27 protein-coding genes and 5 pseudogenes are annotated in these 25,271 nt (G+C 68.6%); 17 read left to right on the top strand and 15 right to left on the bottom strand.

Features of this window, described 5'->3' with window-relative positions; genetic code table 11:
• Positions 1-418: 418 nt before the first annotated feature.
• Positions 419-1,162 carry an SOS response-associated peptidase gene (locus M8J74_RS37885; protein ID WP_249840779.1) on the top strand — a complete coding sequence of 248 codons (744 nt, stop codon included), beginning with the start codon at positions 419-421 and terminating at the stop codon, positions 1,160-1,162.
• Positions 1,163-1,375: 213 nt separating this feature from the next.
• On the opposite strand, the gene M8J74_RS37880 is transcribed toward M8J74_RS37885, so the two are convergent.
• A complete protein-coding gene (locus M8J74_RS37880; protein WP_249840778.1) occupies positions 1,376-2,104 on the bottom strand; it encodes an alpha/beta hydrolase in 729 nt (242 codons plus the stop codon).
• Positions 2,105-2,259: 155 nt separating this feature from the next.
• Here M8J74_RS37880 and M8J74_RS37875 point away from each other — a divergent pair, with 155 nt between their 5' ends.
• The 3 genes and pseudogenes from M8J74_RS37875 to M8J74_RS37865 form a co-directional block, all read left to right on the top strand.
• Positions 2,260-2,652 carry a winged helix-turn-helix transcriptional regulator gene (locus M8J74_RS37875; protein ID WP_249840777.1) on the top strand — a complete coding sequence of 131 codons (393 nt, stop codon included), beginning with the start codon at positions 2,260-2,262 and terminating at the stop codon, positions 2,650-2,652.
• A gap of 135 nt (positions 2,653-2,787) precedes the next feature.
• Positions 2,788-3,360 carry a S1 RNA-binding domain-containing protein gene (locus M8J74_RS37870; protein WP_249840776.1) on the top strand — a complete coding sequence of 191 codons (573 nt, stop codon included), beginning with the start codon at positions 2,788-2,790 and terminating at the stop codon, positions 3,358-3,360.
• A 156-nt stretch (positions 3,361-3,516) separates the two neighbouring features.
• Positions 3,517-3,647, top strand: a pseudogene (locus tag M8J74_RS37865) (IS5/IS1182 family transposase); the annotation flags it as partial.
• 325 nt (positions 3,648-3,972) lie between these two features.
• On the opposite strand, the gene M8J74_RS37860 reads toward M8J74_RS37865, so the two are convergent.
• A complete protein-coding gene (locus M8J74_RS37860; RefSeq protein WP_283949084.1) occupies positions 3,973-4,572 on the bottom strand; it encodes a TetR/AcrR family transcriptional regulator in 600 nt (199 codons plus the stop codon).
• Between the two features lie 55 nt (positions 4,573-4,627).
• Here M8J74_RS37860 and M8J74_RS37855 point away from each other — a divergent pair, with 55 nt between their 5' ends.
• Entirely contained in the window at positions 4,628-5,479 is an 852-nt protein-coding gene (locus tag M8J74_RS37855; protein ID WP_249840774.1) for a patatin-like phospholipase family protein, read from the top strand.
• 17 nt (positions 5,480-5,496) lie between these two features.
• On the opposite strand, the pseudogene M8J74_RS37850 reads toward M8J74_RS37855, so the two are convergent.
• The 3 genes and pseudogenes from M8J74_RS37850 to M8J74_RS37840 all read right to left on the bottom strand — a co-directional run.
• A pseudogene (locus M8J74_RS37850) lies at positions 5,497-5,676 on the bottom strand (IS630 family transposase); the annotation flags it as partial.
• Positions 5,676-6,391 (bottom strand): annotated as a pseudogene (locus M8J74_RS45190) (helix-turn-helix domain-containing protein). The pseudogenes M8J74_RS45190 and M8J74_RS37850, both read right to left, overlap by 1 nt.
• 210 nt (positions 6,392-6,601) lie before the next feature.
• Positions 6,602-6,925 (bottom strand): putative quinol monooxygenase, encoded by a 324-nt coding sequence (locus M8J74_RS37840; protein ID WP_249840773.1) that lies wholly within the window; start codon positions 6,923-6,925, stop codon positions 6,602-6,604.
• A gap of 145 nt (positions 6,926-7,070) precedes the next feature.
• Between M8J74_RS37840 and M8J74_RS37835 the strand changes: the two genes are divergently transcribed.
• The 5 genes and pseudogenes from M8J74_RS37835 to M8J74_RS37815 all read left to right on the top strand — a co-directional run bounded on the left by M8J74_RS37835 (position 7,071) and on the right by M8J74_RS37815 (position 10,722).
• Complete coding sequence (locus M8J74_RS37835) at positions 7,071-7,904, top strand: helix-turn-helix domain-containing protein (RefSeq protein WP_249840772.1); 834 nt, start codon at positions 7,071-7,073, stop codon at positions 7,902-7,904.
• Positions 7,905-8,056: 152 nt separating this feature from the next.
• Entirely contained in the window at positions 8,057-8,749 is a 693-nt protein-coding gene (locus tag M8J74_RS37830) for an SDR family NAD(P)-dependent oxidoreductase (RefSeq protein ID WP_249840771.1), read from the top strand.
• Between the two features lie 90 nt (positions 8,750-8,839).
• Positions 8,840-9,519 (top strand): annotated as a pseudogene (locus M8J74_RS37825) (transposase family protein); the annotation flags it as partial.
• Positions 9,468-10,067 carry a DUF4383 domain-containing protein gene (locus tag M8J74_RS37820; protein WP_308406175.1) on the top strand — a complete coding sequence of 200 codons (600 nt, stop codon included), beginning with the start codon at positions 9,468-9,470 and terminating at the stop codon, positions 10,065-10,067. The pseudogene M8J74_RS37825 and the gene M8J74_RS37820, both read left to right, overlap by 52 nt.
• A 205-nt stretch (positions 10,068-10,272) precedes the next feature.
• Complete coding sequence (locus tag M8J74_RS37815) at positions 10,273-10,722, top strand: DUF5707 domain-containing protein (protein ID WP_249840770.1); 450 nt, start codon at positions 10,273-10,275, stop codon at positions 10,720-10,722.
• A 212-nt stretch (positions 10,723-10,934) separates the two neighbouring features.
• Here the strand turns inward: M8J74_RS37815 and M8J74_RS37810 are convergent, their stop codons facing one another.
• Positions 10,935-11,339 (bottom strand): hypothetical protein, encoded by a 405-nt coding sequence (locus tag M8J74_RS37810; RefSeq protein WP_249840769.1) that lies wholly within the window; start codon positions 11,337-11,339, stop codon positions 10,935-10,937.
• 311 nt (positions 11,340-11,650) lie between these two features.
• Here M8J74_RS37810 and M8J74_RS37805 point away from each other — a divergent pair, with 311 nt between their 5' ends.
• Positions 11,651-12,919, top strand: a complete 1,269-nt coding sequence (locus M8J74_RS37805; RefSeq protein WP_249840785.1) for an MFS transporter — start codon at positions 11,651-11,653, stop codon at positions 12,917-12,919.
• A gap of 102 nt (positions 12,920-13,021) precedes the next feature.
• On the opposite strand, the gene M8J74_RS37800 is transcribed toward M8J74_RS37805, so the two are convergent.
• A complete protein-coding gene (locus M8J74_RS37800) occupies positions 13,022-13,636 on the bottom strand; it encodes a TetR/AcrR family transcriptional regulator (protein ID WP_249840768.1) in 615 nt (204 codons plus the stop codon).
• A 167-nt stretch (positions 13,637-13,803) separates the two neighbouring features.
• Between M8J74_RS37800 and M8J74_RS37795 the strand changes: the two genes are divergently transcribed.
• Positions 13,804-14,574, top strand: a complete 771-nt coding sequence (locus M8J74_RS37795; RefSeq protein ID WP_249840767.1) for an SDR family NAD(P)-dependent oxidoreductase — start codon at positions 13,804-13,806, stop codon at positions 14,572-14,574.
• A gap of 95 nt (positions 14,575-14,669) precedes the next feature.
• On the opposite strand, the gene M8J74_RS37790 is transcribed toward M8J74_RS37795, so the two are convergent.
• Together M8J74_RS37790 and M8J74_RS37785 are read right to left on the bottom strand one after the other, a co-directional pair.
• Positions 14,670-14,978: a hypothetical protein gene (locus M8J74_RS37790; protein ID WP_249840766.1), complete on the bottom strand. Its 309-nt coding sequence runs from the start codon at positions 14,976-14,978 to the stop codon at positions 14,670-14,672.
• 268 nt (positions 14,979-15,246) lie between these two features.
• A pseudogene (locus M8J74_RS37785) lies at positions 15,247-15,642 on the bottom strand (carbohydrate ABC transporter permease); the annotation flags it as partial.
• A 4-nt stretch (positions 15,643-15,646) separates the two neighbouring features.
• Here M8J74_RS37785 and M8J74_RS37780 point away from each other — a divergent pair.
• A complete protein-coding gene (locus tag M8J74_RS37780; RefSeq protein WP_372500398.1) occupies positions 15,647-15,793 on the top strand; it encodes a hypothetical protein in 147 nt (48 codons plus the stop codon).
• Between the two features lie 102 nt (positions 15,794-15,895).
• Here M8J74_RS37780 and M8J74_RS37775 read toward each other — a convergent pair whose 3' ends face one another.
• Positions 15,896-16,234: a helix-turn-helix transcriptional regulator gene (locus tag M8J74_RS37775; RefSeq protein ID WP_249840765.1), complete on the bottom strand. Its 339-nt coding sequence runs from the start codon at positions 16,232-16,234 to the stop codon at positions 15,896-15,898.
• Positions 16,235-16,391: 157 nt separating this feature from the next.
• Here M8J74_RS37775 and M8J74_RS37770 point away from each other — a divergent pair, with 157 nt between their 5' ends.
• From M8J74_RS37770 to M8J74_RS37760, 4 genes are all read left to right on the top strand, one after another.
• Positions 16,392-17,012 carry a universal stress protein gene (locus tag M8J74_RS37770; RefSeq protein ID WP_249840764.1) on the top strand — a complete coding sequence of 207 codons (621 nt, stop codon included), beginning with the start codon at positions 16,392-16,394 and terminating at the stop codon, positions 17,010-17,012.
• Complete coding sequence (locus M8J74_RS44695; RefSeq protein ID WP_283949080.1) at positions 17,012-17,134, top strand: hypothetical protein; 123 nt, start codon at positions 17,012-17,014, stop codon at positions 17,132-17,134. The genes M8J74_RS37770 and M8J74_RS44695 overlap by 1 nt, the downstream gene beginning before the upstream one ends.
• 147 nt (positions 17,135-17,281) lie before the next feature.
• The gene (locus M8J74_RS37765; RefSeq protein ID WP_249840763.1) at positions 17,282-18,340 is read left to right on the top strand and encodes a TerC family protein; all 1,059 of its coding nucleotides are present in this window, start codon (positions 17,282-17,284) and stop codon (positions 18,338-18,340) included.
• A 401-nt stretch (positions 18,341-18,741) separates the two neighbouring features.
• Positions 18,742-19,365, top strand: coding sequence for a TetR/AcrR family transcriptional regulator C-terminal domain-containing protein (locus M8J74_RS37760; protein WP_249840762.1), 624 nt, complete (start codon positions 18,742-18,744; stop codon positions 19,363-19,365).
• Positions 19,366-19,390: 25 nt separating this feature from the next.
• Here the strand turns inward: M8J74_RS37760 and M8J74_RS37755 are convergent, their stop codons facing one another.
• The 5 genes from M8J74_RS37755 to M8J74_RS37735 all read right to left on the bottom strand — a co-directional run bounded on the left by M8J74_RS37755 (position 19,391) and on the right by M8J74_RS37735 (position 24,897).
• Positions 19,391-20,716, bottom strand: coding sequence for an amidohydrolase family protein (locus M8J74_RS37755; protein ID WP_249840761.1), 1,326 nt, complete (start codon positions 20,714-20,716; stop codon positions 19,391-19,393).
• Positions 20,717-20,776: 60 nt separating this feature from the next.
• Positions 20,777-22,303: an FAD-dependent oxidoreductase gene (locus M8J74_RS37750; RefSeq protein ID WP_249840760.1), complete on the bottom strand. Its 1,527-nt coding sequence runs from the start codon at positions 22,301-22,303 to the stop codon at positions 20,777-20,779.
• Complete coding sequence (locus M8J74_RS37745) at positions 22,300-23,205, bottom strand: alpha/beta fold hydrolase (protein ID WP_249840759.1); 906 nt, start codon at positions 23,203-23,205, stop codon at positions 22,300-22,302. Before M8J74_RS37745 ends, M8J74_RS37750 begins: the two co-directional genes overlap by 4 nt.
• Positions 23,206-23,223: 18 nt before the next feature.
• Complete coding sequence (locus M8J74_RS37740) at positions 23,224-24,057, bottom strand: alpha/beta fold hydrolase (protein WP_249840758.1); 834 nt, start codon at positions 24,055-24,057, stop codon at positions 23,224-23,226.
• Positions 24,058-24,267: 210 nt separating this feature from the next.
• Positions 24,268-24,897 (bottom strand): helix-turn-helix transcriptional regulator, encoded by a 630-nt coding sequence (locus M8J74_RS37735; RefSeq protein ID WP_249840757.1) that lies wholly within the window; start codon positions 24,895-24,897, stop codon positions 24,268-24,270.
• Positions 24,898-25,271 lie beyond the last annotated feature (374 nt).

Here is a 25,271-nt window from a genome sequence, read left to right as displayed (position 1 = left end):
TAGCAGTTGCCGCGGAAGGCGTCGGCGGCGTGGAGACCCAGCCCGAGTTCCGGTGCCAGGGACACCTGGTCCGCCGGCGATGCGATCGTCCACGGCCTGTCGATCCTCGAACCGTACCGGCACCTTTGTACGGCCTGGTTCCTGGAGGCGGCACGCAGGCTCTCCCGATGCCGTACGCGCATGGCCTGGACCGGTACTAGAAGTCACGCCAGTCGCACGGCCGCGGCAGCCGATGTCGATCGGCGCGATCACCACGTGGCGTCCCATCGGCACGACCTCGGGTGGTGCGGGGCGAGTGATCGAATGGTGCGCTGTCGTCGGCGGGGACAGGTCGAGGACGCCCCTCCGGCGACCGCAACCTGACACGACACCGCGCCGATGGGGTGGCGCGGCACCAGGTCGGTGCGAGAGTGGGGGGATGTGCGGTCGATACGTATCCACTCGCAGCCCCCAGGAGTTGGCCCCGCTCTTCCACGTGCCCGACGTACCGGCCAAGGAGACGCTCGCGCCGAACTGGAACGTCGCCCCGACCGACGAGGTCTGGGCCGTCCTCGAACGGGCACCACGCGACCAGGACGACAGCGCGCCGACGGAGCGGGAACTGCGGCCCCTGCGCTGGGGCCTGGTTCCGTCGTGGGCGAAGGACATCAAGATCGGCGCCCGGATGATCAACGCGCGGGTGGAGACCGTGCACGAAAAGCCCGCGTATCGTCGGGCGTTCACCCGGCGCCGCTGCCTCCTGCCCGCCGACGGCTTCTACGAGTGGGAGCAGATCAAGGACCCCGCCACCGGCAAGGCACGCAAGCAGCCGTACTTCATCCATCCCGAAGACGATCAGGTGATGGCCCTGGCCGGGCTGTACGAGTACTGGCGCGACCCGGCCGTCCAGCGGGACGACGACCCGGCCGCCTGGTTGCTGACCTGCACCATCATCACGACCGAGGCCACCGACGCCGCCGGCCGCGTGCACCCCCGCATGCCGCTCGCCCTCACCCCCGAGCACTACGACGCCTGGCTCGACCCCACGCACCAGGACGCCGACGAACTACGGGCCCTCCTCGGCCAGCCGGCCGACGGCCACTTGGACGCCCGTCCTGTCTCCACCGCCGTCAACAACGTCCGCAACAACGGCCCCCAACTCCTGGACACGGTCACTTCGTAGTCCTGTCCGCCCAGACGCCAAGGGCGCCGCGTGGGGGCGCCCTTTTCACCCTGGCGCCGCCTCCGTCGCGCGTTGCTTGACATGCCAGCCCGACATGACGCGGCGGCGCTGCACGCTAGGCGTCTGCTCGCCGACGACGCCGACGGCCCGGCCTGCCTTCGAGGTATAGCGCGCCGAAAAGCACCTTGCCCGCTGCCCGACGGACGGACGATGTCATGGGGCGAGCTTGAGCAGCAGTTCGCTCAACTCCGTCGGCATGGTGATCATGCAGTCGTGCCCGGTCGGCAGCTCCCACACCTGTGCCGGAGAACCGTTGGGTTGTATCGCGGGGACGGGCCGCCGCGTGATGCCTTCGGGCTCCGCGCCGACGCAGTGGATGTGCGTACGCGGAATCAGGTCCGTGGCCGGGTTGTCGAGCCGCACCGGCTGCTGCAGGCAGCCGACCGGTTGGTCGGAGAGCATCGCACGCAGCCACTCGGCGTCCACCGGGTCGACGACCCCGAAGAGACCGAAGGGCGGGGGCATTTCGGGCAGCGGCGGAATGCGCCAAGGACTTTCCGACTTCGTGGCCAGGTCAATCAGACGCTGTGTCAAAGGCTGGACGTCGACGGCGGTTTCTCCGTGTTCAGGGACCATGGCATCGAGGTACACCAGGTGGGCGATCCGTTCCGGGACCTCGTTGGCCACGGACGAGATGACGAGTCCGGCGTAGCTGTGCCCCACGATGACCACGTCGGTGAGGTCCTCCTCGCCCATCAGCCTGACGACGTCCTCGACGTGCGTGTCGAGACCCACCTCGGGACTGAGCAGGTGTGCCTTGTCGCCGTACCCGGTCAGGGACGGCGTGAGCACGCGGTGTCCGGCCGACTCCAGCAGCGGGACCACACGTTCCCAGCAACAGCCGTTGTGCCAAGCGCCGTGGACGAGCAGAAATGTCGACATGGTGAGAACGGTCTTCCTCTTGGGTGCGCGGAGACGGAAACGCAGCGGTTCCTCTTTGTGCCTCGGTACTCTTTGAGAACCGACATCATCGTGGCGTACCCGAACGCACCGAACAATAAGGCACATTTCAGTGCCTCGGTTCCCTGGAGGTAACCATGAGCACAACCGGCAGTGAGGCAACGCAGGTACGGAGCGAGGACCCATGCCGTACCCGCGCAGTACTCGACATCGTGGGGGACAAGTGGTCGTTGCTCGTCGTACGCAACCTCAGCCAGGGACCGCGCCGCTTCACCGAACTCAAGCGAGCGATCGACGGAATTAGCCAGCGCATGCTGACCGTGACCCTACGCAGCCTGGAGCGCGACGGAATCCTCACGCGGACTGTCCACAACGTCATGCCGCCGCACGTCAGCTACGAACTCACCCCGATGGGCATCACCCTCCGCCAAGCCACAGCACCCTTGCTGGAGTGGAGCATCACGCACCTGGCAGACATCGACGCGGCCCGCGCCAGGTACGACGCTCGTCCCGACGCATCACCCGTCTAGTGCTGGGGGGGGGTGAAGTCCGTTTCCGGCTGCTGGAGGTGCGGTGGCCGAGCCTGCTGTCCGTGACCTTCCCTCAAGACGGCAGCGTGAGCACACTTCCTGCCCAGTGCACAGCCCCCGTGAAATGCTGGGAGCATGATGGGCGGACCGTCTGAGAACCCGGAACTCTGGGCGTTCCTGGAGTCACTGCACCGCGGCGAGTTCCTTTCCGGCACCGTCACAGCGATTGAACGGTTCGGTGTGTTCGTGGCGCTGGACGACGGACCCGCCCACCCGGTCTTCCCCGGTGTCGGGTTCATCTCCTTCGCTGAGCTGTCCTGGCAACATTTCGAGGCGGCCTCCGACGTCGTGCAGGTCGGACAGCGCGTGTCTTGCGAGTTTCTTCAGTTCGACACGTGGAATCTGGAGGCCCGACTGTCCTTGAAAGCCATGCAGCCGGACCCCTTTCAGGTGTTCGCCGACACCATCACGGTGGGGCAGAAACTGCCTGGTCAGGTCACCAAGCTGATCCCGTTCGGCGTCTTCGTCCAGGTCGCCGACGGAATCGAGGGACTGGTTCACCTGCGGGAGCTCGCCTGGACACCGGTGGAGACTCCATCAGATGTCGTCCAGGTCGGCGACGAGATCACGGTGGTCGTCACCGAAATCGACCGCGAGCGACGCAGGTTGGCCCTCTCCCGACGACAAGCCTCATCCGCCGGCGCCTGATGCGCTGCGTTCCTGCGACAGTTCCCAGGGCCGGTGAACCTTTGCGGCAGAGACTACTGAACATGAACTCGTGATCTCGGCCCGGCCGCTTGCCGTGCTGCAGGGGCGGGCTGCTCTAAGAGTCCGTGTGTGCCGCTGCCCGGCTCGACTGGTCGCGGACGGTCGCGCAATGACGTCACCCAGCTCATGCCTCTGCTCGACGCCGTGTCGCTGGTCCGCGGCAGGCCCGGACGACGTGCCGCGAACGTCAGTCGGTGTTCGCCAACCGACGCTACGACCACGACATCTAGCGCGAACATCGCATGAACCGGGACGCCCTGCAATCAGCCCTGCTCCAAGACGGCAGTGCCTCTGCCAGGGCAGCCGGGATCGAGTTGGAGGCAGGCGCGGACTTCAAGGTCTCTTTGAACCAGGCGGTTTCTGCACTAAAGCTCTGGGGACGGGGTGCGTCGTGACTGGTTTCCGGAGGCGTGCGGTATCCAGATGGGGGCGGCTGGACGCCGCTGGGTAGCGCATGCGCCACGAAGAGTTATTGGCTGCACCTGGAGTCGCCGCGGTATCACCCCGAGTGTGAATGCGCCGAAGTCAGTGAACGGCTCACCTGGCTGACCATCAGAGTCCCGTAGCCGTGCTGCCTTGTTCCGGGCCCGGCTGTGGGGGGACTCCCATGACTTGCAGGACTTGCAGGACTTGCCGGTGAAGGGCGGTCGCGTCGGCTGTCTGCCCGCCGACGGCTGTGCGCCACAGGAGGTACAACAGGCCGCTTTCGGCGCGCAGGCGCAGGTCGGGCGCGGCGCCGGCCACTCTTTCCAGCCGTGCGGTGAGGCCGTCGAGCATGGGGGTGAGCTTGGCCTCGATGGCCACGCGTGCCAGTTCCGAGTCCGGATCCGCAAGGCAGGCGGCGATCAGCCTGCCCAGGCCATGGGGCACGGCGTCGCCGATGCGTTCAAGGGCGGTGACCAGATCCGCAAGGGGATCACCGGTGTCATCGGTCTCGTGCTGGGTCACGTCGGCCCGGAGGGCCGCCATGACCAGCTCCTTCTTTCCTGCCCAGCGCCGGTAGAGCGCACCGAGGCCGATGCCGGCCGACTCGGCGACGTCCTTCATCCGCAGTCCGTCGTAGCCGCGCTCCTGAAGGAGAACAAGGGTGTGTTCGAGGGCGACACGGTCGATGTCGGCTCGGCGGGGGCGGCCACGGTGTACAGGTTGCATCCACTTACGGTAACGTAGATTATCGGAAATCATGATTACCGGAAAGGTGGTCCCTGTGACTCCCCCGAACCCGACCCGCGCACTCGTCCTCGGTGGTGGCGGCGTCACCGGCATAGCCTGGGAAGTCGGCCTGCTCGCGGGTCTGCTCGACGAGGGCGTCGACCTTCGCACCGCGGACACGGTGATCGGAACCTCCGCCGGCTCCTTCGTCGGAACGAACTTCACCTCCGGCACGGACTGGGAAGCGCTCTTCGCCGACCAGGCGCGCGCCGCCGACCACGAACCGGTGGTGCGGACCGACCCGGCCGTCTACGAGGGCTGGGCAGAAGCCTTCCGCTCCGGCGCGGGCTCACCCGAGGCGGTGGGCGCCGGCTTCGGCCGGGTGGCCCGCAAGTTCGGGGCGAACGTCTCCCCCCGGATGCGCCAGGCTGTGGTCCGCGCGCGCCTGCGCACCGAGAAGTGGCCGGCCACCATGCGGGTCGCCGTCACTGACGCGGACACCGGTCGTCTTGAACTGCTCGGGCCCGAAGCGGGGATCGCGATCGAAACCGCCACGGCAGCCAGCGGTGCCGTTCCCGGCATCTGGCCGAGCGTGCACTTCGGCGGGCGCGAATGGATTGACGCCGGCATGGTCTCCGCCGCAAACGCCATCCTTGCGGCCGGCCACGACCGCATTGTCGTCCTGGCCCCCATGCCCGAAGGGCACGCAGGCATCCCCAGCGCCCAGGACGACGTCGCCCGCCTGAGTCAGAGTGCGCAGACCGTGCTTGCCACACCCGATGCCACCAGCCGCGCCGCCATCGGGCCAAACCCCTACGACCCGGCCCGGGCCAAACCGGCCGCCGACGCCGGCCGTCAACAAGGCCGCGCCCTCGCCCCCACCGTCGGGGCCGTCTGGGCGTACTGACTTCGGCGCATGAGGGGTCAGTTCGGTCCGTCGAGAGCCAGGCCCGTCCCGGCGAGGAATCCGCCCAGGGTGCCATGCCGGTACTGCAGCGCCTTGAGCCGCCTGCGCAGCAGAGTCTCCAGTTCGCTGAGGGCACGGTCGGCCAGGTTGGCCAGACTCCACTTGATATGCGCCCACATGCCCTCCACCGGGCTCGTCAGGGTGACGCTGGGTGGTCGAGAGTCAGGCCGGTGCCCGCTATGAGGCCGTCGAGGGTGGCGGACCGGTACTGAAGTCGTTTGAGCCGGTTGCGGACGAGGGCCTCAAGCCGGTCGAGGTCGACCACAGCGAGGTTGGCCAGGCTGCGCTTGACGCGCGCCCATACCCACTCGACGGGGTTGAGGCCTGGTGAGTAAGAGGGCAGCAGGAACACCATCAGCCAGGCTCGTTCGGCGATCAGCTCACGTATGGCGTGGGAGACGGGGGTGTTGAGCCGGTCCCAGACCAGCACGATCGGCGCCTTGACGAGTTGGTGGACGCCGTCGGTCAGCGCGATGAAGTCCCGCTCGCCCATGCTGCGGTGTCTGTCTTTGCCCGGTCGGTGTGTGCGCAGGCGATGGCACAGCCGGGTCCGGAGAACCTGGCCGCATGGCGATCAGCCCGGCCACGGACAGGCGTGTGCGGCCGGCTTCTCCAGACAGCGCAGGGACAGACGGCATCGCGTCCCGCTCGGGCCACGTGAGGCCAGCGCCTTCCCGCCGCCTTGCCGCCACAACCGGTGCCACTGGTAAGCCGACTTCGGGGTCACCCGCAGGCGCCGCGCCACCTGCGGCGGCCTGATCCTTGCTCGAACAGCTCAGCCGCCTGCATCCGTACAGTCTCCCGACGCTGACGTCCTGCAGGAGTCAGTCCGCCCCCGTCCGCATACCTCACACACCACGGATACAGTCGCCGCACCGGCCCTATCAAGCACTCCGAAAGAGGTCACCCTGACGAGCCGAAGTCAGTAAAACGACCGGCAATAGGCATCGGGCACGGGTCCTCGTGATGACGAAGGACGGCCGTGCCCGCGCTGCCGCCTTGCTGCTCGAAACCGCTCAGCGTGGGAGGACGACAATCACGACCGCGGTGCTCCGGGTCGGCCTAGCGTGCCGGGCGGAACGGCTGCAGGAATCGGATCCCGTCCTCGATGCCACCGTCCATCAGTTCCAGCAGTTGGGGCACCAGGTCCTGCATGCGGGGTGCCTGCAGGTGGCCTTCGAGGGCCTCGCGGCTCTCCCAGCGTTCGAAGATGACGAACACGCCCGGTTGTCCCTCGACCTGGTGAGCCTCGTAGTCGATGTTGCCCGCGTCGTGGCGTGATGCGGTGACGGCGGCAGTCATGAACGCCTTCATCGCAGCCTCCTTCCCGGATGCGGCCCGGGCTTCCCACAGCACGGTGACGTAGCGGCTCGACGTGGTGGTCATGCTTGCTCCTCTGACTCCGAACAGCATCGTTGTGCGCCGTTCACGAGTCGACACTGAGCCCCGGAGAGCGTCGGTGGGAGCTACGGGTCTTCGTGGTACAGCGCGTACCACCCGGCGGAGCGGGGTGTGCGGGAGGATGGTGTTCATGAATCAACTCGGTGCCGCGCTGCGGGCGTGGCGGGACCGGCTGGACCCCGCGACGGTGGGCTTCGCACTCGGCTCCCCCCGTCGGGTCCCCGGTCTGCGACGCGCGGAGCTGGCGACGCTGGCCGGCATCTCGGTCGAGTACGTGGTCCGGCTGGAGCAGGGACGGGTGGCGACACCCTCGGCGCAGGTCTGCTCGGCCCTGGCGCGCGCCCTTCACCTGTCCGACGACGAGCATGCTCACCTCTTGCGTATGGCCGGTCATGCAGCGGATCCGAGCCGGGTTCCACGAATGATCCCAGGGAGCCTGATCCGGATCGTGGACCAGCTCGCCGGCAACCCGTTGGCGATCTACGACGCCACCTGGCAGTTGCTGCACTGGAATCAGCTGTTCGCGGCCACGTTCGGCGATCCCACGGTCCGGGGTGTGGGGGATCGCAACGTCCTGGTCTGGCAGTTCCTGGGCGAGCTGCCCCGTGTCCGGCAGACGGCGGCCGAGCGGGCGGCGTTCGAGGAGTCCCTCGTCGCCGACCTGCGCGTGACGACGAGCCGGTACCCCGACGATCCCGACCTCGCGGCGTTGCTATCGAGGCTGAACCTCAGCCCACGGTTCCGCGAGTTGTGGAGCCGCCGAGCGGTGGGCGGTCACGAGAGCGCGCACAAACTCGTCCGGCACCCGGATGTCGGAGACATCGCCATGATCTCCGACATCCTCAACACCCAGCACACGAACCTCCGCCTCGTGGTGTACACGCCTCAGCCAGGCACCGACGCCCGCAGCAAACTCGAACTCCTTGCCGCCATCGGGGTCCAGAGGATGTCTCCTCAGGGATGAAGGCCCGCGTTCTGCCTCGTCCGGTGGACCAGGCTGCTGGGTGGTACGCGCCGTACCAGGAAGTCCCGTAGCTCCCGTCAACCCTCCCGGGGACCCAGCATGGAGTGCGTGAACAGCGCACGACGGTGCTGTTCGGACCAGGAGGAGCCAGCATGACCACCACGTTCATCACCGGGGCCAACAAGTCCCTCGGTTTTGAAACCGCTCGTCGCCTCGTCGAGGCGGGGCACACCGTCCTCCTCGGTGCCCGCCACCATGAGCGCGGCCGGGCCGCGGCCCAGTCGCTCGGCGCCCGGTTCGTTCAGATCGACGTGACCGACGACACCTCGGTCCAGGCCGCGGCCGCGGATGTCGCCGCGCATGAGGGGACGATCGACGTCCTGGTCAACAACGCTGGCGTCCTCGGCAAGGTCGGCCCCGTCGAGGAGTACACCGCGGCCGACGTGAGCGCCGTGCTCAACGTGAACGTCGTCGGGATCGTGCGCGTCACGCACGCCTTCCTCCCGCTGCTGCGCAAGTCGCCGAACCCCGTCATCGTCAACGTGTCCAGCGGGATGGGCTCCTTCAGCATGACCCAGGACCCGGCGCGGATCGAGTCCCGGTATGCCCTGCCCCTCTACTGCGCCTCGAAGGCCGCGGTCACGATGCTCACGACGCAGTACGCCAAGGAACTGAAGGACGTGAAGGTCAACGCCGCAGACCCCGGGCAGACCGCGACCGACTTCACCGGCGGCCTCGGACACAGCGTCGCCGACGGCGCAGAGTCCATCGTGACCCTCGCGACGATCGGCCCGGACGGGCCGACGGGACAGTTCATCGACCGATCCGGGAACCTCCCGTGGTGAACCTGCCCTGAGTTCAGGGTCGGTCGACCCGCCGACCTGCGCGTACCTCATGCTCGTCATCTCTGCGCTCAGTGATCACGAAGGACGGCCGTGCCCGCCCTGCCGGCTTGCCTGCTCGAACCCCTGTGGGACCAGTTCGCCGCGCTCCTCCCCGTCCGGGAAGAGTTCGTCGTCGGCCACGCGCTGGGCTGTCATCGCCGCCGGATCCCCGACCGAATCGTCTTCGAGCACGTCGTGCTCGCGCTGGTCCATGGTTCCGGCTACGAGCGGATCTCCACACCCGGATGCTCGGACCGCACCATCCGCCGACGCCTCAAAGAGTGGTCCCGGCAGGGGATTTCCAAAGCGCGGCACGCTCTCGCCCTGGACGCCTACGACCGGATGATCGGTCTCGACCTTGGCGAGATCTCGGTGGACGGCTGCATCACCAAGTCCCCGTCCGGCGGGGAGAAGGCCGGCTGCTCGCCGGTCGACCGGGGCAAGCAGAGGCAGAAGCGTTCCGCCGCCTGCGACGCCTGCGGCGTCCCGCTGGGGATCGTCTCCGAGGGGGTCAAGAGGCATGACCCGCCACTGCTCGGACTGACCCTGGACGCCGCGCAGGAGCAGGTCGGCATGCTGCCGGACACCGTGAACGTCAACCTCGACCGGGGCTACGACAGCATCAAGTCCCGTTCCTTGATAGCCGAGTTGGGCTTCACTGCCGAGATCGCCCGCAAGGATGTCCCGCCCCGATCCAGGCCAGCAGGCGCTGGCCCGTCGAGCGTACGCACGGGCCTCCGCGCCCGCTCGCACGGCAGTCCAGCAAGCGGCACTGCTTGTCGGAGCTGTTTTCCTCCTCGTGGGCATCCTCGGGTTCATTCCCGGTGTGACCACCCATTACGGGTCCATGGAATTCGCCGCCCACCACTCCGGGGCGAAACCCCTGAACATCTTCCAGGTTTCCGTCCTGCACAACATCGTCCATCTGCTGTTCGGCATCGCCGGGCTGGCGCTGGCCCGCGCCATCCCCACCGCCCGCAACTACCTGGTGGTCGGCGGTGCCGTCTATCTCGTCCTGTGGCTGTACGGCCTGATCATCGACGTCGGCAGCAATGCCAATTTCGTCCCCGTCAACAACGCGGACAACTGGCTGCACTTCTTCCTCGGTATCGGAATGATCGGAGCCGGGTTTTTCCTCACCCGCACCACATCCGGGGTCGGCACCACTCGGTCACGAACGCATAGCGCGGCGGGTGTGCCGGGCCGCCTCTGTGGCGACGCTGGCCGCCCGGCACAGCACTGGGCCGCCTGCGTATCGGTGCACCGCCGACCTCGGTGACCTGTTCCCCCGGCCTAGGGCGTGCCGGACACACGAGCACGCTCGAGCGGCTCCGGCATGCCGGCGATTCTTGTGGATGGCCCTGTACTTACCGGGAGTTGAGTACATGTGCTCATACTCGACGCCTGGCACGCGGCCAGGATGGGGGTACGGCGCCGGTGAGGGCGCCGATGTGATCCAGCAGAGACCAGCGGGGGAACCTTCCATGTCGAGTCGTGTCGTTGTGTCCGTGGCTGTCGGTGCCGTCGTTCTCGCAGGGGTTGGTGCTCTTGGCCTGGCCTACGCCGGGGACCAGCCGCCGGCGCTGGCGCACAGCACCGCGCGCTACACCACGCCCGTCGGGGAGCGTGACGGCGCACTGACCTTCACCACTGACGTCACGTCATCGTCCGGCGTCAAGAGTGTGAAGGTGCTTGCCTGGCCGGCCAAGTCGTCGCTTGCGAAGAAGGAGCTGACCACCAAGGAGATGGCCGACGGGGAGTCGGCCGTCTGCGAGCCCTCGGGCCAGGACACCGCACGATGCACCTACAAGGTCACCGTCTCCCGCGCCGATGCCGACGGATCCCCCCGCGGGCCGTGGCATGTAGCCGTCCTGGTCACCGCCAAGGACGGCGAAACGACGTTCAAGAGCAAGGCCGCGGACTTCACCGTGTGAACCTCGCGCGTGTGCGTGTGTTGCTTTCACAGCGGGTGGTTCGCCTCGGGGTCTGCGGGTCCCGTGCCGGCAGCAGTCCCCGCCCGGACCCCGTCACGACGGCAGATCCTCGGCGGGCCGGCGGAGTTGTCCGGGCGGCGGCCGGCCTTCGTGCACATACCGTGTGTGTGCCTTCCACGCTGACCGAACTGCTGCCCACTGCGGGCCACACGTCAGGCGACCGCCAGCAACATGTTCGTCTCGGCGAGTGCGAGGGCGACCCCGACGATGAAGAACAGTCCTTGGACCACAGCCGTGACCGGCATGCGCAGACTCGCGTGGACGAACGTCGAGATGGCGAGCGCGGCGGGAATCATCCAGACGAGGGCGAGTCCCGAGAACGAGATCCCCGCATGAGGTCGTTGACCGACGGGCAGGCCGTCGCCCGCGGTCATCATGCCGGCGAAGGTCATGATCACGGCGATGCCCGATATCGCCAGGGCATCGGCCGTCGCGAGCAGGAGTGCGATCACGATGTCCGTCAGTCGGGAGGGGCGGCCGGACCCGGCGGTGGTTGTGCTCTCGTCGTATGTCCGTCGTTTGGCGATCTTCTTCCGAATTCCAGCGAATCGGGCCACTGCTCGACTACACCACGGAGGGTGCCATTCTGAGCTGGCCGGTACGTAACGAACCGGACCCTAAAAGGGTGAGAATCGGCATCCGGCTGATATGGCCTCATACTGCCGAGCCTGACGGACTGACCTGTGAGAGTGGTGTGGAGACGGTATAGTTCAGTCGTCAACTGTCAGTGTGGGCGGGTCAGTTGCTTTTCCCTGCCGTTAAGGTGAGTTCCGCCGCCGTACAGTCGATTGACGCACCTCGCTTTCTCGCGCGGGCAACTGCCTCTATTCTCCGCCTCCCAGTACCTCTCACCGAAAGCCTCCTGTTCGTGGCCCTCACCGTGCACGAGGACCGGCCTGCCGGTCGGCATGCAGCCGTTCCACCCGGCAGTCACTTTCGGCGAATCTATGCTCCGCGTGCCAGTGATGCGTTGGCGTTTTCCATGTCGACGTACGCGATGCCGCTTCTGGTCCTGACGATCACCAGTTCCGCCTCTTTGACAGGTCTGGCCTTCGCCCTGGAATGGACGCCGCGGATCGCGGCATTCGTACTCGCCGGGAACGTGGTGGATCGCCGTGGCGCGGCCATCGTGTGCTTCCTGGCGTCGCTCGGCCGGGCGACGGTGGTCGCGGCGGCGGCGGTCGCCCTGACGATGCTTCCGCGGGGAACGACCGAGACGGTCGTCATCCTGGTGCTGGCGGCCGTGACCGGGACCCTCTCGCAGTTCGGGTTCGTCGCCAACGAGGCTGTCGGCGCCGTTGTCACCCGGCGCGGGGAAGCCCGGCCGGACGGGATACAGGCGGTACTCGTCGGCATCGACCAGACGGCCACGGTCGTCGGCCCGCTGCTCGCCGGTTTTCTGCTGCTGGCAGGCCCCGGGTGGATGCTCGCATGTCTGAGCGCGGTGTCGTTGTTCGCCGCCGTACTCGGACTGCAGACCCCGCCGACACCGCTGCGTGCCGCGTCCCCGGACGGGGCGGGTAAGGCCGGCGGGCTGCGGGCGGGCCTGCGCACGTTGGTGCGGCTGCCGGCGCTGGGCTGGCTCGTGGGTGGCCTGGCCTGCTCGAACCTCGCCCTCGGGCTGCTGCAGTCCGCCAGTCCGGTCATCGTCGTGGAGACCTTCGGCCGCTCCTCCGCCAGCGTGGGCACCATGTGGTCGGCCGCCGCGGTGGCGACGCTGCTGGCGATCACCTGCTGCCGTCTGGTGCTGAGCCGGCTCGACCTGTGGGCGGTGGGCGTCGTGTCCGCGACGCTCGCCTCCGCGGCCTGTCTGGGCCTGCCGTTGGCGCCGTCCTATGTCTCCTACACGATCCTGGTCGCCATCTTCATGGCAGGCGACGGTGGCCTCACGGTCGTCTTGCGTACTGTACGGTCGCTGGTCATCCCGTCGACGGCCCTCGGCGCCACGCTCTCCCTGACCATGCTGATCCTGCTGCTGCCCTTCCCCGCGGCCGGCGTCATCGTCGCCCTGACGCCGCCCCCGCATCTGGGCCGGGCGCTGCTGGTCTGCGCGGTGCTCCAGGCTGTCGCTCTGGTCGTCACCTTCACCAGCCTCCGCAGCGCGCCGGCCCTGCGCCTGGTCGCCGACCGACGGTGAAAGCCTTCCTGACCTGCTCCTGCGCGTGTTCGCCTCCTGGAGCGGCGTAGGGGAGGGAGGGTGCGTGCGGCTGATGGATGTCCACGCCGCGCGGCCCCCGCTTCACACGTCTCCGGAGCCCGTCGCCCGGGCCCGTAGGTAATCGAGGCCCGTGTCCAGCGCCGCCTTCAGATGAGTGGAGTCGCCCGTGGACATCATCATGGTCACGCCTCCCTGAATGCCGGCCAGCAGGGCGGCGGCCGTCCGGTCGACATCGAGCTCCGGCGAGACAAGGTCCTTGGCCTGAAGGGCGAGCATGCCCTGGGCGAGCTGCTGCTGCCATTGCCTCATCAGCTCCGTGACGATCGCCCGGGCCCCGGGCCGCGAACGCCCGACCTGAAGGAACAGCGATCCCAAGGGGCAGTGCTCGCCCTGGCGTTCGTAGCGCTCCACCACCGCATCCCGCCATCGCTGCCAGGACTCCCAGGAGTCCAGCCGGCCCAGGTGGGGTTGTTGGTCCTCCAGGACGCGGTCTGCCTCGAACTGGGCCACCGCCAGGAGCAGTTCGTCCTTGCCGTTCGGGAAGTAGTGGAAGAGCTGACTCTTGCTCGTGCCGGTACGGCTGCGGATGTCGTCGAGCGTCGTGAACGCGACCCCCTGCTCGCGCAGCACCTCCGCCGCCCCCTCGACGATGCGGGCCCGGGTCGCGCGGCCCTTGGCGGTCGCCACCTGCGCCATGACATCTCCTCGCAGCTGAGTGGACTGGTTGGTCCAGTCTAGCTACGGCCCGCAGCTTTCTGGACTTGCCGGTCCATTTTTCGCGGCGCACTGTTGTCCCCGTCGCCGACCGCACCCCGCGGATCGGCCTCCGCACAGCGCGGGCCGGAGGAAGGAAGACCACCGTCATGAGTGAACGACTGCGGAACAGGAAGGCGCTGGTCACAGGATCGACCAGCAACATCGGGCAGGCGATCGCCGAGGCGTTCGCCGCCGAGGGCGCCCATGTCGTGGTCTCCGGGCGCAATCGGGAACGCGGGGCCCACGTCGTGGAGAGCATCCGAGCCTCCGGCGGCCGGGCCGACTTCCTCGCCGCGGACCTCGACGGCAGCGCCGAGGCCTCCCGGGACCTGGCCGAACAGGCTCGCGAGGTCCTGGACGGGCGGATCGACATCCTCGTGAACAACGCCGGCATCTACCCGGCCCCCAGCACCCCCGCCACCGACGAGAAGACCTTCGACCAGGTCTACGGCGTCAACGTCAAGGCACCCTTTTTCCTCACCGCCGCCGTCGCCCCGGCCATGGCGGAGGCCGGCGGCGGCGTGATCGTCAACCTCGGGTCCTGGATCGCGCGCCTGGCCGTTCCGCTGGGCGCGCTCTACAGCTCCACCAAGGGGGCCATGGAGACCCTGACGCGGGCCTGGGCCGCGGAGTTCGGCCCGATGGGCGTGCGCGTGAACGCCGTCTCGCCCGGAGTGATCCTGCCGCCCGCCCCCGAGGGCAGCGAGCCCCACGCCGGGGAGGTCATGATGAAGGGCACGCCCGCGGGCGGCGTCGGCACACCGGATGCCATCGCGCACGCCGTGGTCTGGCTGGCCAGCGATGAAGCAGCCTTCGTGCACGGAACGGTGGTGGACGTCGACGGAGGCCGGACAGGCGTCGCCGTAGTCGCGGCGTAGTGCGGCCATCGTCGCAAGCCTTCCGACGGTGACATCAGTCGGGGCCACGGACGGTGCCGGTGGGGTCCCGACTTGAGCCGGGACCCCACCTTCGGCTACGGCATCAGGCGAGCTCTCGCCGCCAGTGCCCTCTGCAGGACCTTCTCCCTATACGGGTTCGCCGAGCTGAGGGCCTTCGCCACCTCCACCGCCTCGTCGAGCAGGGCCAGCCTGCGGTCAGGCAACTCCCTCACCAGGGGTGAGCCGCTCTCCTCCACCAGGACGTACGCCAGCTTCGATCCGTACACCTCCGGCTCGACCTGCGTCAGCAGACGGTAGATCCACAGCCCCTCGACGCCTCGCACCACACACCGGTTGGCACTGAGCAGCTTGACCTTCGCCAGCACGACCATGTCCCGATCCATCGATCCCCTTCGTCCCCGTCCCTCCCCGGCCGGCGCATGTCCCACGGTGAGACAGCACGGCGAACGTGCCGGCAGCCGAAGGCGACTGCCGGCACGTCGGCCGGAGAGTGGATGACGACGAGTCTGCGGGCACGGCACCCCCCGCAACAAGGCCGTACAGGCGTGCGCTTCGTCCTACCGAAAGCACCTGCGAACAGGCATGATGGACCTGACACTCACTCAAGGCCCTCCGCCGCGCTCCACACCTGCCGGCGAGGGCCCGGGCGGCTCACTGACCGCCGAGGCCCGTCGTCGCCACCGACTTCACGATGTGCCGCTGGAAGAACAGGAAGACGACCACCAGCGGCAGTGCCGCCAGGACGGTGGAGACGAAGGGCCACAGGAAGTTGTTCCAGGCGCCGATGAACACGAAGATCGCCACTGCCGACAGCACCGGGCGGGACAGCGGCAGGAGCACGGACCAGAAGATCCGGAAGTGTCCGGCGCCGTCGATGCGGGCGGCTTCCTCCAACTCCCTTGGCAGGGAGTCGAAGTGCTTCTTCAGGATGAACACCATCACGGGCGCGACCGTCTGCGGCAGCATCACCGCCGCGTAGGTGTCGAGCAGGTTGAGGGTGAGCATCTGCTGGAACCACGGCACGATCAGTATGTGTGGCGGGACCACCCTGATGGCCATCCGCGACCGGACCGTCCTGTACTCGCAGCCCGGGGCGATGCCGCCCCAGGCGCTGGAGGAACTGATCGGAAAGATCCGCGCCGTCGACATGGACGACGTGCGCCGGAAGACCGGCGCGGGCTCGGCGGAAGCGAAGTGACACCCGGGGCGCCCGTGCGGCACACGGGCGCCCCTGAAACGTTCTGTCAGCGGCGCACGGCGGTGTGAGCGCTGTACCGGATCGGTTGCGGGCTGGATCGCTTTATGGGGCGGCGTGTTCGGGATCGGGGGTGGGGGCGTCCTCGCGGTGCAGGAAGGTGGTCAGGAGGTCGCCGACGGGGTGGTCCGCCTCGTTGGGATGGCGCAGGGCGACAGTGGGATCGATGGTGTAGTGGTTGCGGCGTCCGATGCGCTCACGGGTGAGGTACCCGGCCGCTTCGAGGTCGGCCACGATCAGCTGGACCGCGCGTTCGGTGATGCCGATCGCATCGGCGACATCGCGCCCCCGTGCTTCGGAGTCGCGGGCGAGAGCGATCAGGACCCTGGCGTGATTCGTGAGGAAGGTCCACTGGTCGCCACGCGAGCTGGAGGGCTGACTCATGGCCTCGAGGATACGAAGCCGACTTCGTATACGCAACATGATTTCGCGAAAGGCAATTGACGAAAAAGTTTTCGCGTAACCCTTGACGTGAATCAGGGGACGGGTGACGCTGGACATACCCCGACCACTCGTCTCGCCCCTGCGAAAGGGGGTCACGATGTCTCCCCACCCCTCCGTCTCGACCCAGGTCCGCCCGGCAGACACCACCTCTTCAGGGCTGCCGCTGTCCCTGCCGCACCCGGTGGCCGCGCTGGTGACCGGCCGTTCCGATGATGTGGCCGTGGTGGACGCAGCCGTGCGGCTGGCCGCTCCCCGCAAGGCACCGGTGCTGCTGGTCGCCGTCCTGTCCGCGCCGTCGCGGATTCCGGACCGTGCCCGGACGGACGCGCAGGCGGCCCGGGTGTCCCTTGCCCGGGTGCTGCCCCGGCTGCGTACCGCCGGAGTCGGCTACATCCCTGTCGTTCACCGCGTCCCGGCCGACAGTGGCGGGCAGCCCGGGCCGCGGGCCGCGGGCGGGGTGCTGAATCTGGCCGCCCGCCACCATTCACCGCTGGTGGTGGCCTCGAACCGGGGTCCGGCCGGTCTGGACGCGCACAGTCTGATCGAAGCCTCCGCCGTACGCGGCGGCCCCTTCGTCTACGCCGTCAATCCAGCCGGCTTCGCACCCCCCGCCACCGGCTCCGGACTCGGCCCCGCCGACCTGTCGCCCGCCGGGGTGCGCAGCATCTGGACTCTCGCCCAGTGCCGTCTGCCCGTTGCCTCCCCCGAGGAGGCGTGATGAGCATGCTCGCGCCGTGGTGGCTGCCGGCGACGGTGGACCTGGTCGTCGGCGGTCTGTGCCTCGCCCTTGCCCTGCGCCCCCGCCGCTCGGCTCGTCCCGCCATGCGGCGGCTTGCCTGAACCGAGGGAGGTGGATGCCCATACGGACACCTAGGCGAATCAGTACCCGGGCCCGGCAGCCCTCCGTAACCCGCCAGGGCCTGGGGCAACCCCCATCTCCTCACCGCACTCGTCATTGCGACCCCGCCCTCAGGAAGGCGATCCACCATGAGTGAACTGTCATTCGCCGTCCCGCTCTGGATGTGGGCCGCGGTCACCGTCGGCATCGGTGTCATGCTCGCCGTCGACCTCATCGCCCACCGCGACAACCATGTGATCGGCTTCCGCGAGGCCGCGTTGTGGAGTGGCCTGTGGATCGCCGTGGGCCTCGGCTTCGGCCTCATCCTTCTGCTCTGGCAGGGCGGCGAGGCGTCCTCGACGTACTTTGCCGGCTACCTGATCGAGAAGGCCTTGTCGATCGACAACGTCTTCGTCTTCGCGCTGGTCCTCTCCTTCTTCGCCGTGCCCGACGCCTACCAGCACAAGGTCCTCTTCTGGGGCGTCATCGGGGCGCTCGCAGCCCGTCTGGTGTTCATCTTCATCGGAGCCGAACTGCTCCATGTCTTCTTCTGGACCGCCTACCTGTTCGGTGCGTTCCTCATCTGGACCGGCTACAAGATGGCCGTGTCCAAGGACGAGAAGGTACATCCCGACCGCAACCCCGTCGTCCGACTCGTCAAGAGGATCATCCCCACCGACCCTCGCTTCCACGGCGACAAGTTCTTCGTCAAAGTCGGAGGCAAACGCATCGCCACCCTGCTGTTCGTGGTCCTGGTCGCCATCGAGGCAACCGACCTCGTCTTCGCCGTCGACTCCGTCGCCGCCGTCCTGGCGATCACCACCAACACCTTCATCGTGTGGACCGCCAACGCCTTCGCCGTCCTCGGTCTGCGCAGCCTGTACTTCTGCCTGGCCGGACTCCTGCGCCGCTTCAAGTACCTGCACTACGGGCTTGCCGTGCTGCTGGCCTTCGCCGGCGTAAAGCTCATCCTCTCGGAGACGCCTGTCGGCAAGCTGCCGATCCCCCTCACCCTCTCCGTCATCGCCATCACCATCACCGTCTCCATCGTCTGGTCCCTCATCGCCACCCGCGGCGAGAACAGCGGCGACGACATCGCCTCGCATACGACGGATCACGTCACCGGCACCACGCCCCGTCCGGACACCACCCCGCATGCCACGGCACCCGGCGCCGGCCCGCACCCTCCCGAAGGACGGCCGTCATGACGACGGCGACTCAGCACCAGCCGTAACACCACAACCGGCTCCCGCCCCAGGTCTTGCGAGGGCTTCGACGCCACACTGCCCGGCTACTGCCCGGCGAACGTTCCACAGGAGGAGGCAGCGGCGGCCCCCATCCCGCTGTCATCGACCGCGACGGAGAGATCCGCCGGGCCTAAGTCACCACCGACTGCACCGCGCGTGCCGAACGGCCGACATCCTTTCCGCGAGTACTCCGCACCGCGCGGCCGACCGGGCGTCGGGCGCCGGGTCCGCTCGGTGACCTGCATATCGGCTACGGTGTCGCTGTTATCGTGCTGATCGAGGAGGTGGGGCGTTCCGTGGCAGAAGCTGGTCCTGCGCGAGCGGGCGCGACCTCGGCTCGGCGTTCTCCGGGGCGGCCGCCGGTGCCGTTGGAGCGCATCGTCGCTACAGCTCTGACGATCGTGGACGAGGAGGGTTCTGACGCTCTCTCGATGCGGACGCTGGCCCAGCGTCTGGGCTCGGGCACGGCGACGCTGTACCGGCACTTCGACAACCGCGCGGCCCTGGTCGCCCATGTCGTGGACCGCATGTTCGGCGCGGTGGAACTGAACGGCGACGAACTCCTGACGATGGGCTGGGAGCGTGCGCTGCGGACGGTCGCGCACACCATGTTCGACGCCTTGGCCCGCCACCGGAACGCGGCGCGCCTGTTGGCCGAGCAGATTCCGATGGGGCCGAAGGCCATGGCACTTCGGGAGCTGTGTGTCGCCGTGTTGCTCGACAACGGTTTCCCGCCGCGAGTCGCCGCGTACGCGTACGCGACGCTGGCCCGCTACGTCCTCGGGTTCGCCGTCCAGGTCGACGGACACGGCGCGGGACAACCCGACGACACACAGACGGCGGCCGTCTTCGAGCACGTGGATCCGGACCTGTTCCCGGCCACCGTCGCCGTTGCCGGGGCGATGCCGGTTCCGATCGAGGAGGAGTTCTCCTTCGGCCTCGACCTTCTCTTCAGCGGGCTTGCCCGCCTGCGCGACGAGATCTGACCGAGGGACCGGCGGTGGCGCCCTGTCAGGCGGGGGAGCCGGCGGGCCGGATGGTGCGCAGCAGCCGCTCGCCGGACTCGCGGAGCTGGTCCTTGACCTCGTCGAGGCGGTTGGTGACCAGGACGTGATCGCGTTTTCGCCAGGTGCCGGCGACCATCACGGCTTCGATGTTCGCGATGTCGGCGTGCAGGACCGTGGCGACCGGATCGTGTGCCGGCCACAGGTTGAGTGCGCGTGCGTCGACAGCCACCAGGTCGGCCTGCATGCCCACCTCGATCCGGCCCACCCGGTCGGCCAGGCCCAGAGCCCTGGCTCCTTCGACCGTGGCCCAGGCCAGCGCCTGTTTGGCGGTGACCGAGGGGCTGCCGGCGTACGTGCCGGTCGTCTGCCGGTGCTGTGCGTGGTCCACGGCGCGCTGGTGGGCAAGGGCGATGCGGGCGGCGGTGAGGAGCTTGCCGGGTACGGCCGTGTCGATGTCGGTGCCCAGGGACGGTGCGGCGCCCAGGCGCAGGAGGGATCCGGTGACGGGTGTGCCGTGTCCCTGGCCGAGTTCGTTCTCCGGAGTCGCGGTGAACGTGGCGCCCGCGTCGACGAGCGTCTTGATCCAGTCCTCGGGCAGGCCGGATCCGTGCACGATGTTGGTCAGGGGGCCGAACAGCCTGGCGGAGCGCAGGGCCTCCCAGCCGGGTGAGGGCTCGCCGCCGCTCTGGTGCGTCGAGACGACGAGACCGCGTTCCTCGCCGGCTCGGAAATCGGCCACCGCGGTGTCCGGTGCGGAGTATTGGGGCCCCTGGATCGCCATGCCCAGGGTGAGGAGGGAGTGGGCTCGTACGGGGCCGGCGAGCAGCCGGTCGATCTCGGCGAGCGGGTGAGGGATGTCCGGGGAGCGGTACGGTGTGCCGTGCAGGAAGACGGCGCGGATGCCGGCCTGGACCAGTCCCTCGACGGCGGCGTCGGCGTGTTCGGGCGACAGAGCGTTGTGACACCAGTCGCCCACCGTGGTCGTACCGCAGTTGATCTGGTTCAGCGCGCCGGCGAGGTTGCTGATGTGCATGTCGGCCGGGGTGTAGTGCCCGACGCACTCGCCGTGGAGGCGGGTGAGGTACTCCATCAGCGTCCAGTCGGCGCCCGCGGAGCGCAGAGCGGTCTGCCAGGTGTGCAGGTGGGCGTTGACCAGGCCGGGGATCAGGATGCGGCCGGAGAGGTCGACGGCTTCGGCGTCGGGCGCCTCGATGCTCGCGCCGACCTCGGCGATGCGGTCGCCGTCGACGAGGACGTCGAGGTGTTCGGCGTCGGGCCGGTCCGGCGCCATCGTGATGACCCGCGCCGCGCGCAGCAGTACGCGGCTCATGCGGCGGCCCCCCGAGCGGAGTGGATACGGCTGTGTTGGGACATGGGTGCGGCTCCTTGCCTACGGCGTCATGAGGCGTGCGGCTGTCTGCGTGCTGGTGAGGAAGTCCGACGTGGCGATGTGACCGAGGTGGCCGTCGGGACGGATCAGCAGCAGCGTGTCGCCGGTCAGGCCGTAGGCGCGCCGCAGCGTGTTCTCGGGGTCGGAGAAGGTGAAGTCGGCCGCGGCCGGGCCGACGGTGAGCCGCTTCAGCTGGGCGCCCGCTGTCGGCCAGGTGAGCTTTTCAAGGGCCCGGGCCGCGTCGCGGCCGTAGGCGACGGCGGTGAAGTCCGGTCCGCGCAAGACGTCGAACAGCCGGGCCTCGACGCCGTCGGCGCCGAGCAGACCGGCGTCCGGGGCGCGATCGCCCACCCGAAGTGTGCCGGTGCGCATGCCGTCGGCGGGGGCCAGCGGGCCGCCGTAGTAGGTCAGGGCGAGTTGCTGCTCGTCCTTGCCGCGCTTCATGCTCGACGGGTCGAGTGTGGTGAGGCCGTCCCACTTGTCCGTGGACAGGCCCAGGACTCCGGCGGCGATCGGCTGCCGCTCGGCCTCGTAGCTGTCCAGCAGCGCCGCGTCCGCCCCGGCGAGGACCTGGCCGAGCTTCCAGCCGATGTTGTAGCCGTCCTGCAGGCCGGTGTTCAGGCCCTGCGCACCGGCCGGGGTGTGGACGTGCGCGGCGTCACCGGCGAGGAAGACCCGTCCACGGCGATAGCGCTCCGCCAGACGGATGTTGGGCCGGAACACCGACGTCCATCGGATGTCGTGCAGCTGAATACGCCGGTTGTGGGTGTGGTCGTGGATCCGCCGGAGGATGTCCTCCTTTTTCGCAGGCGGTTCCTCGTCCGGAATGAGTCGGATCATCCACTGGAACATGTCGCTGCCGGGCAGCGGGCAGGCGCCGATGAACCTGCCGCCCCGGGCGGGCCACATGTGCCAGCGGTTGCGGGCCAGGCCGCTCACCGAGGCGTCGACGATGAGCATCCGGTCGCTCTCGTCCGTCGTCCCGACGAACCCGACGCCGAGTTGCTTGCGTACGGCGCTGGAACCGCCGTCGGCGCCCACGACGTACCGGGCGACGATCTCCTCCGTGCCGTATGCGCCCGCCACCTTGGCGACCACCGTGTTCTCGTCCTGTGTCAGCTCGGTCAGTTCTTTTCCGAACTCGATGTCGCGCCCGAGCGCACTGAGCCGGGCGTGCAGTGCGCGGTCCGTGCGGAACTGAGGGATGAGCCAGGTGTTCGGATAGGGAACGTCCGGGCTCGCCTCCTTGTGGGGGAACATCTTCCACGGCAGGGCGAGAGGTCCCGCGTGGATGCCGAGTCTGGGGTAGACGCTGCCGCCGGCCAATACGTCGTCGAGGGCGCCGAGGTCTTCGAGGACTTCGAGGCTGCGGGGCTGGACGCCCTTCGCACGGGAGCCGTCGAACGCGTGAGGCGACCTGTCGACGATCCGTACGGCGAGTCCCCGGCGTACGAGATCGATTGCCACGGCGGAGCCCGACGGGCCCGCGCCGACGACCAGGACGTCGATGACCTGAGGGTGGTTCACGAGTCGAGCCTTTCGCTGCGCGCGTCCACGAACCGGACGATCTGTTCCGCGACCTCGCGGGGCCGTTCGAAGGGGGCCATGTGTCCGCATGCGGGGATCACGTGATGGTGCCGGGGCTTGAGCAGAGCACGTGCGGTATCGATGTCGACCAGGGGCGTGATTTCGTCCTCGTCGCCCCACAGGAGCAGCGTCGGGATGCCCAGCATCCCCGTCTGCCGGAAGAGGGCGTCCCGGCCGGCGACCGGCAGGTGCTGCAACGTGTCGAACACCGCGTACAGCGAACCCTCGAAGCGGAAGGCGTCGAGGACCATCTCCGTCAGGTGCGCACCCAGCGCGGGGTCGCGGACGTTGTGCCCGAGATGGCCCCGGAGAATCCGGTGGCCGCGCCGCCGGGCGATGACACCGGCCAGCAGGTCGTTGCGCAACAGCCGGTGGGGAGAGGTCGGTTGCGGTTTCGCGAGACCGGCGGGTCCGACGAGGGTGAGCGTGGAGACCGACGGCCGGTACCGGGCGGCGTAGGTCATCGCGACCAGTGCGCCCATCGAGGTGCCGACGAGGTGCAGTGGCCGTGCCGTCAGACCGAGCCGCTCCGTCAACTCGGCGAGCTGGCGGGTGAACAGCTCCTCGTCGTAGCGCGCCCGCACCCGGTCCGAGTAGCCCCGGCCGTAGGCGCTGCAGGTCAGTGTCTTCAGGCCGCGGGTGTGCAGCTCGGTGACGAGACGGTCCCAATAGAACAGCGGGACGGTCAGTCCGCCCGCCATCAGGACCACCTCCCCGTCGTCGGGGCCGGTCAGCTCGTAGTGCGTGACACCGTCGGACAGCTCGACGAAGCTGCCGCGCAGGGCGTGCCGTTCGCTTGCGGTGAGCCCGCGGTCCTCGCCCGCTGCGACGAAGTACTTCATGGGACGGGCCTCCTGGCCTCAGTGCGTGGCGGTGTCGGCGGCGGAGCCGAGGAACGTGGCGATCGCGTCCGCGACCCACTGCGGATCTTCTTCCGGCAGCAGGTGACCGGCGTCGGGATGCACCAGCTCCTCGGCGCCGGGAATGTCGCGGGCGAAGTGCTGGCCGTCGATGCTCGCGCTGCGAAGCACGAGTGTGGGCACACTGATGCGGGGAATCTCCGTGCTGCGGTCCGGCTGATCGGTGTTGCAGAAGTCCACGAAGGCCGAACGGTTTCCGGGCCGGCTCATGAGCTGATGCGCCCGGTCCACCATGGTCTCGTCCACGATCGTGGAGCGTGGGCCGACGGTCGAGCGCAGGCTGCGTTCGATGCCGCCGCGCGGCATCACCCGCCGCAGCACAGGACGCAGCAGCGGGTTGCGGGTCAGGCGCATGCCTGTCGGCATCTCCTTCTCCGGGTAGCCGGTCGCATTGACCAGGATCAGGCCGTTCAGCCGCTCGGGGTCATCCAGTGCGAGGTTCCAGGCGATGTTGCCGCCCAGTGAATTGCCGGCCACCGCGCAACGCGGCACGCCCAGCGCGTCCAAGAGGCCGGCCATGGTCGCGGCGTAGGTGGGGACGCGATAGTCGCGGTCCTCGCGAGGGCCGGTCAGGCCGAACCCCGGCAGGTCGGGACGGATGACGTCGAACGACTCCGACAGCAGGTCCGCCGCACGGTCGTAGTGCTGAAGCGACGAGGCGCTGCCGTGCAACAGGACGAGTGCCGGGCCGTGACCAGCGCGTTTGTAGTGGATCGGCAGACCGTCCACCACGACGAACCGGGAATCGGGCTGCGGCTCAGACCAGGTGCTCATAATGGATACACTGTTGCCGATAAGGGGGTGGTGTCAAGTGGGTGCCTGGGGCAGAGAAACAGACGTGGCGCATGCGAGGGCAGGCGCACGTCGTCATGACGCGCCAAGGTGCTCGTGCTGAGCGGGGCGTCAGGGAAGTGGTGAACCCGGGAGCTTCGGGTCACTGCCCACGGTTCAGGGCGCAATGCACCAGTGCACGGCGGGCCGCCGTCAGGGCAGCGTCCCGGACCGGAGCGCGAAGGCGACGGCGTGTGCGCGGTTGCGCAGCCCAAGGCGATTCAGAATGGCGCTGACGACGCTCTTGATGGTGCGCTCCGAGTAGTTCAGTTTTTGCGCGATTTCCGTTGTGTCGAAGCCGTCGGCCAAGAGCCGCAGCACGTCCACCTCGCGGTGGTCCAAGCCGGACGGCGTCAGCCCTCTGGGCCGGAGCACGTCGCGCTCGACCACCCCGACGTGATCGACCAGCCAGCCCTGGACCCGGGCGGGCAACAGTGCGTCTCCGGCGGCGACGTTCCGGACGGCCTGGACGACTTTGTCGTACCCGCTGTCCTGACGCCACACCACTCCGCGCAGGCCGCTGCGCATGGCCCGGGCGAGTTGCGCCTGCTGCAGACCGGCGGTGACCAGCACGATGCCCATACCGGGCCTGACCGAACGGGCGGCGGCCCGCTCCATCAGCGCCATCGTCTCCTCGGTGACCTCGGTCGTGAGGATCAGGACGACGTCCGCTTGCGCCTCCGCCCCGTCGGGCAGGACTGTCAGTCCGCGCTGACCGCGCAGATAGCAGACGGCCCCGTCGCCGGTGATCCGGTCACCGGCGAAGACCGCGATCGAGATCATCCCCAACGTCCTTCCTGGTCCGGCACGGAGAACCGGATGGCGGGCGAGACGATGGTCACCGTCCCTCCTTGGCGTTTACTTGGCCGCCACTTGCAGCCGCCGTTCGGTCGGGCCGGCCGGCGCGGGAAGACGCTTGGGCAGAACAGTCTGTCCGTAGGGGCAGTGCTCGGTATCCGTACCTCGACGCCGGACCGAGCCGGACGGCACGGTGCCGGTGAGCACCGTGTGCCGTTCCCCGGAAACGAACGGCTTTTCAGGCCGCTTGACACCCCAGTGACGTCGTGGGGCCGGACCCCCCTCCGGCCCCACGGCCACCAGCGGACGAGAGACAGGGCACGAGACGACCATGACTACGGCGGCAGGCACTGACGATG

It is taken from the genome of Streptomyces panaciradicis, assembly GCF_023516615.1.
Classification (GTDB): domain Bacteria; phylum Actinomycetota; class Actinomycetes; order Streptomycetales; family Streptomycetaceae; genus Streptomyces; species Streptomyces panaciradicis.
The sequence above is the reverse complement of the archived record's forward strand: the minus strand, read 5'-3'. Positions and strand labels throughout refer to the sequence as shown.

Bases quoted from the DNA above. Each gene is read 5' to 3' on its own strand.
- M8J74_RS37775 (WP_249840765.1), bottom strand. From the start codon at position 16,234: ATGAGTCAGCCCTCCAGCTCGCGTGGCGACCAGTGGACCTTCCTCACG.
- M8J74_RS37780 (WP_372500398.1), top strand. From the start codon at position 15,647: ATGGCCATCCGCGACCGGACCGTCCTGTACTCGCAGCCCGGGGCGATG.
- M8J74_RS44695 (WP_283949080.1), top strand. From the start codon at position 17,012: ATGAGCATGCTCGCGCCGTGGTGGCTGCCGGCGACGGTGGACCTGGTC.
- M8J74_RS37755 (WP_249840761.1), bottom strand. From the start codon at position 20,716: ATGAGCCGCGTACTGCTGCGCGCGGCGCGGGTCATCACGATGGCGCCG.
- M8J74_RS37860 (WP_283949084.1), bottom strand. From the start codon at position 4,572: ATGCAACCTGTACACCGTGGCCGCCCCCGCCGAGCCGACATCGACCGT.
- M8J74_RS37840 (WP_249840773.1), bottom strand. From the start codon at position 6,925: ATGACCACCACGTCGAGCCGCTACGTCACCGTGCTGTGGGAAGCCCGG.
- M8J74_RS37835 (WP_249840772.1), top strand. From the start codon at position 7,071: ATGAATCAACTCGGTGCCGCGCTGCGGGCGTGGCGGGACCGGCTGGAC.
- M8J74_RS37795 (WP_249840767.1), top strand. From the start codon at position 13,804: ATGAGTGAACGACTGCGGAACAGGAAGGCGCTGGTCACAGGATCGACC.
- M8J74_RS37875 (WP_249840777.1), top strand. From the start codon at position 2,260: ATGAGCACAACCGGCAGTGAGGCAACGCAGGTACGGAGCGAGGACCCA.
- M8J74_RS37830 (WP_249840771.1), top strand. From the start codon at position 8,057: ATGACCACCACGTTCATCACCGGGGCCAACAAGTCCCTCGGTTTTGAA.
- M8J74_RS37815 (WP_249840770.1), top strand. From the start codon at position 10,273: ATGTCGAGTCGTGTCGTTGTGTCCGTGGCTGTCGGTGCCGTCGTTCTC.
- M8J74_RS37870 (WP_249840776.1), top strand. From the start codon at position 2,788: ATGATGGGCGGACCGTCTGAGAACCCGGAACTCTGGGCGTTCCTGGAG.
- M8J74_RS37740 (WP_249840758.1), bottom strand. From the start codon at position 24,057: ATGAGCACCTGGTCTGAGCCGCAGCCCGATTCCCGGTTCGTCGTGGTG.
- M8J74_RS37885 (WP_249840779.1), top strand. From the start codon at position 419: ATGTGCGGTCGATACGTATCCACTCGCAGCCCCCAGGAGTTGGCCCCG.
- M8J74_RS37770 (WP_249840764.1), top strand. From the start codon at position 16,392: ATGTCTCCCCACCCCTCCGTCTCGACCCAGGTCCGCCCGGCAGACACC.
- M8J74_RS37765 (WP_249840763.1), top strand. From the start codon at position 17,282: ATGAGTGAACTGTCATTCGCCGTCCCGCTCTGGATGTGGGCCGCGGTC.
- M8J74_RS37880 (WP_249840778.1), bottom strand. From the start codon at position 2,104: ATGTCGACATTTCTGCTCGTCCACGGCGCTTGGCACAACGGCTGTTGC.
- M8J74_RS37735 (WP_249840757.1), bottom strand. From the start codon at position 24,897: ATGATCTCGATCGCGGTCTTCGCCGGTGACCGGATCACCGGCGACGGG.
- M8J74_RS37820 (WP_308406175.1), top strand. From the start codon at position 9,468: ATGTCCCGCCCCGATCCAGGCCAGCAGGCGCTGGCCCGTCGAGCGTAC.
- M8J74_RS37790 (WP_249840766.1), bottom strand. From the start codon at position 14,978: ATGGATCGGGACATGGTCGTGCTGGCGAAGGTCAAGCTGCTCAGTGCC.
- M8J74_RS37800 (WP_249840768.1), bottom strand. From the start codon at position 13,636: ATGGCGCAGGTGGCGACCGCCAAGGGCCGCGCGACCCGGGCCCGCATC.
- M8J74_RS37745 (WP_249840759.1), bottom strand. From the start codon at position 23,205: ATGAAGTACTTCGTCGCAGCGGGCGAGGACCGCGGGCTCACCGCAAGC.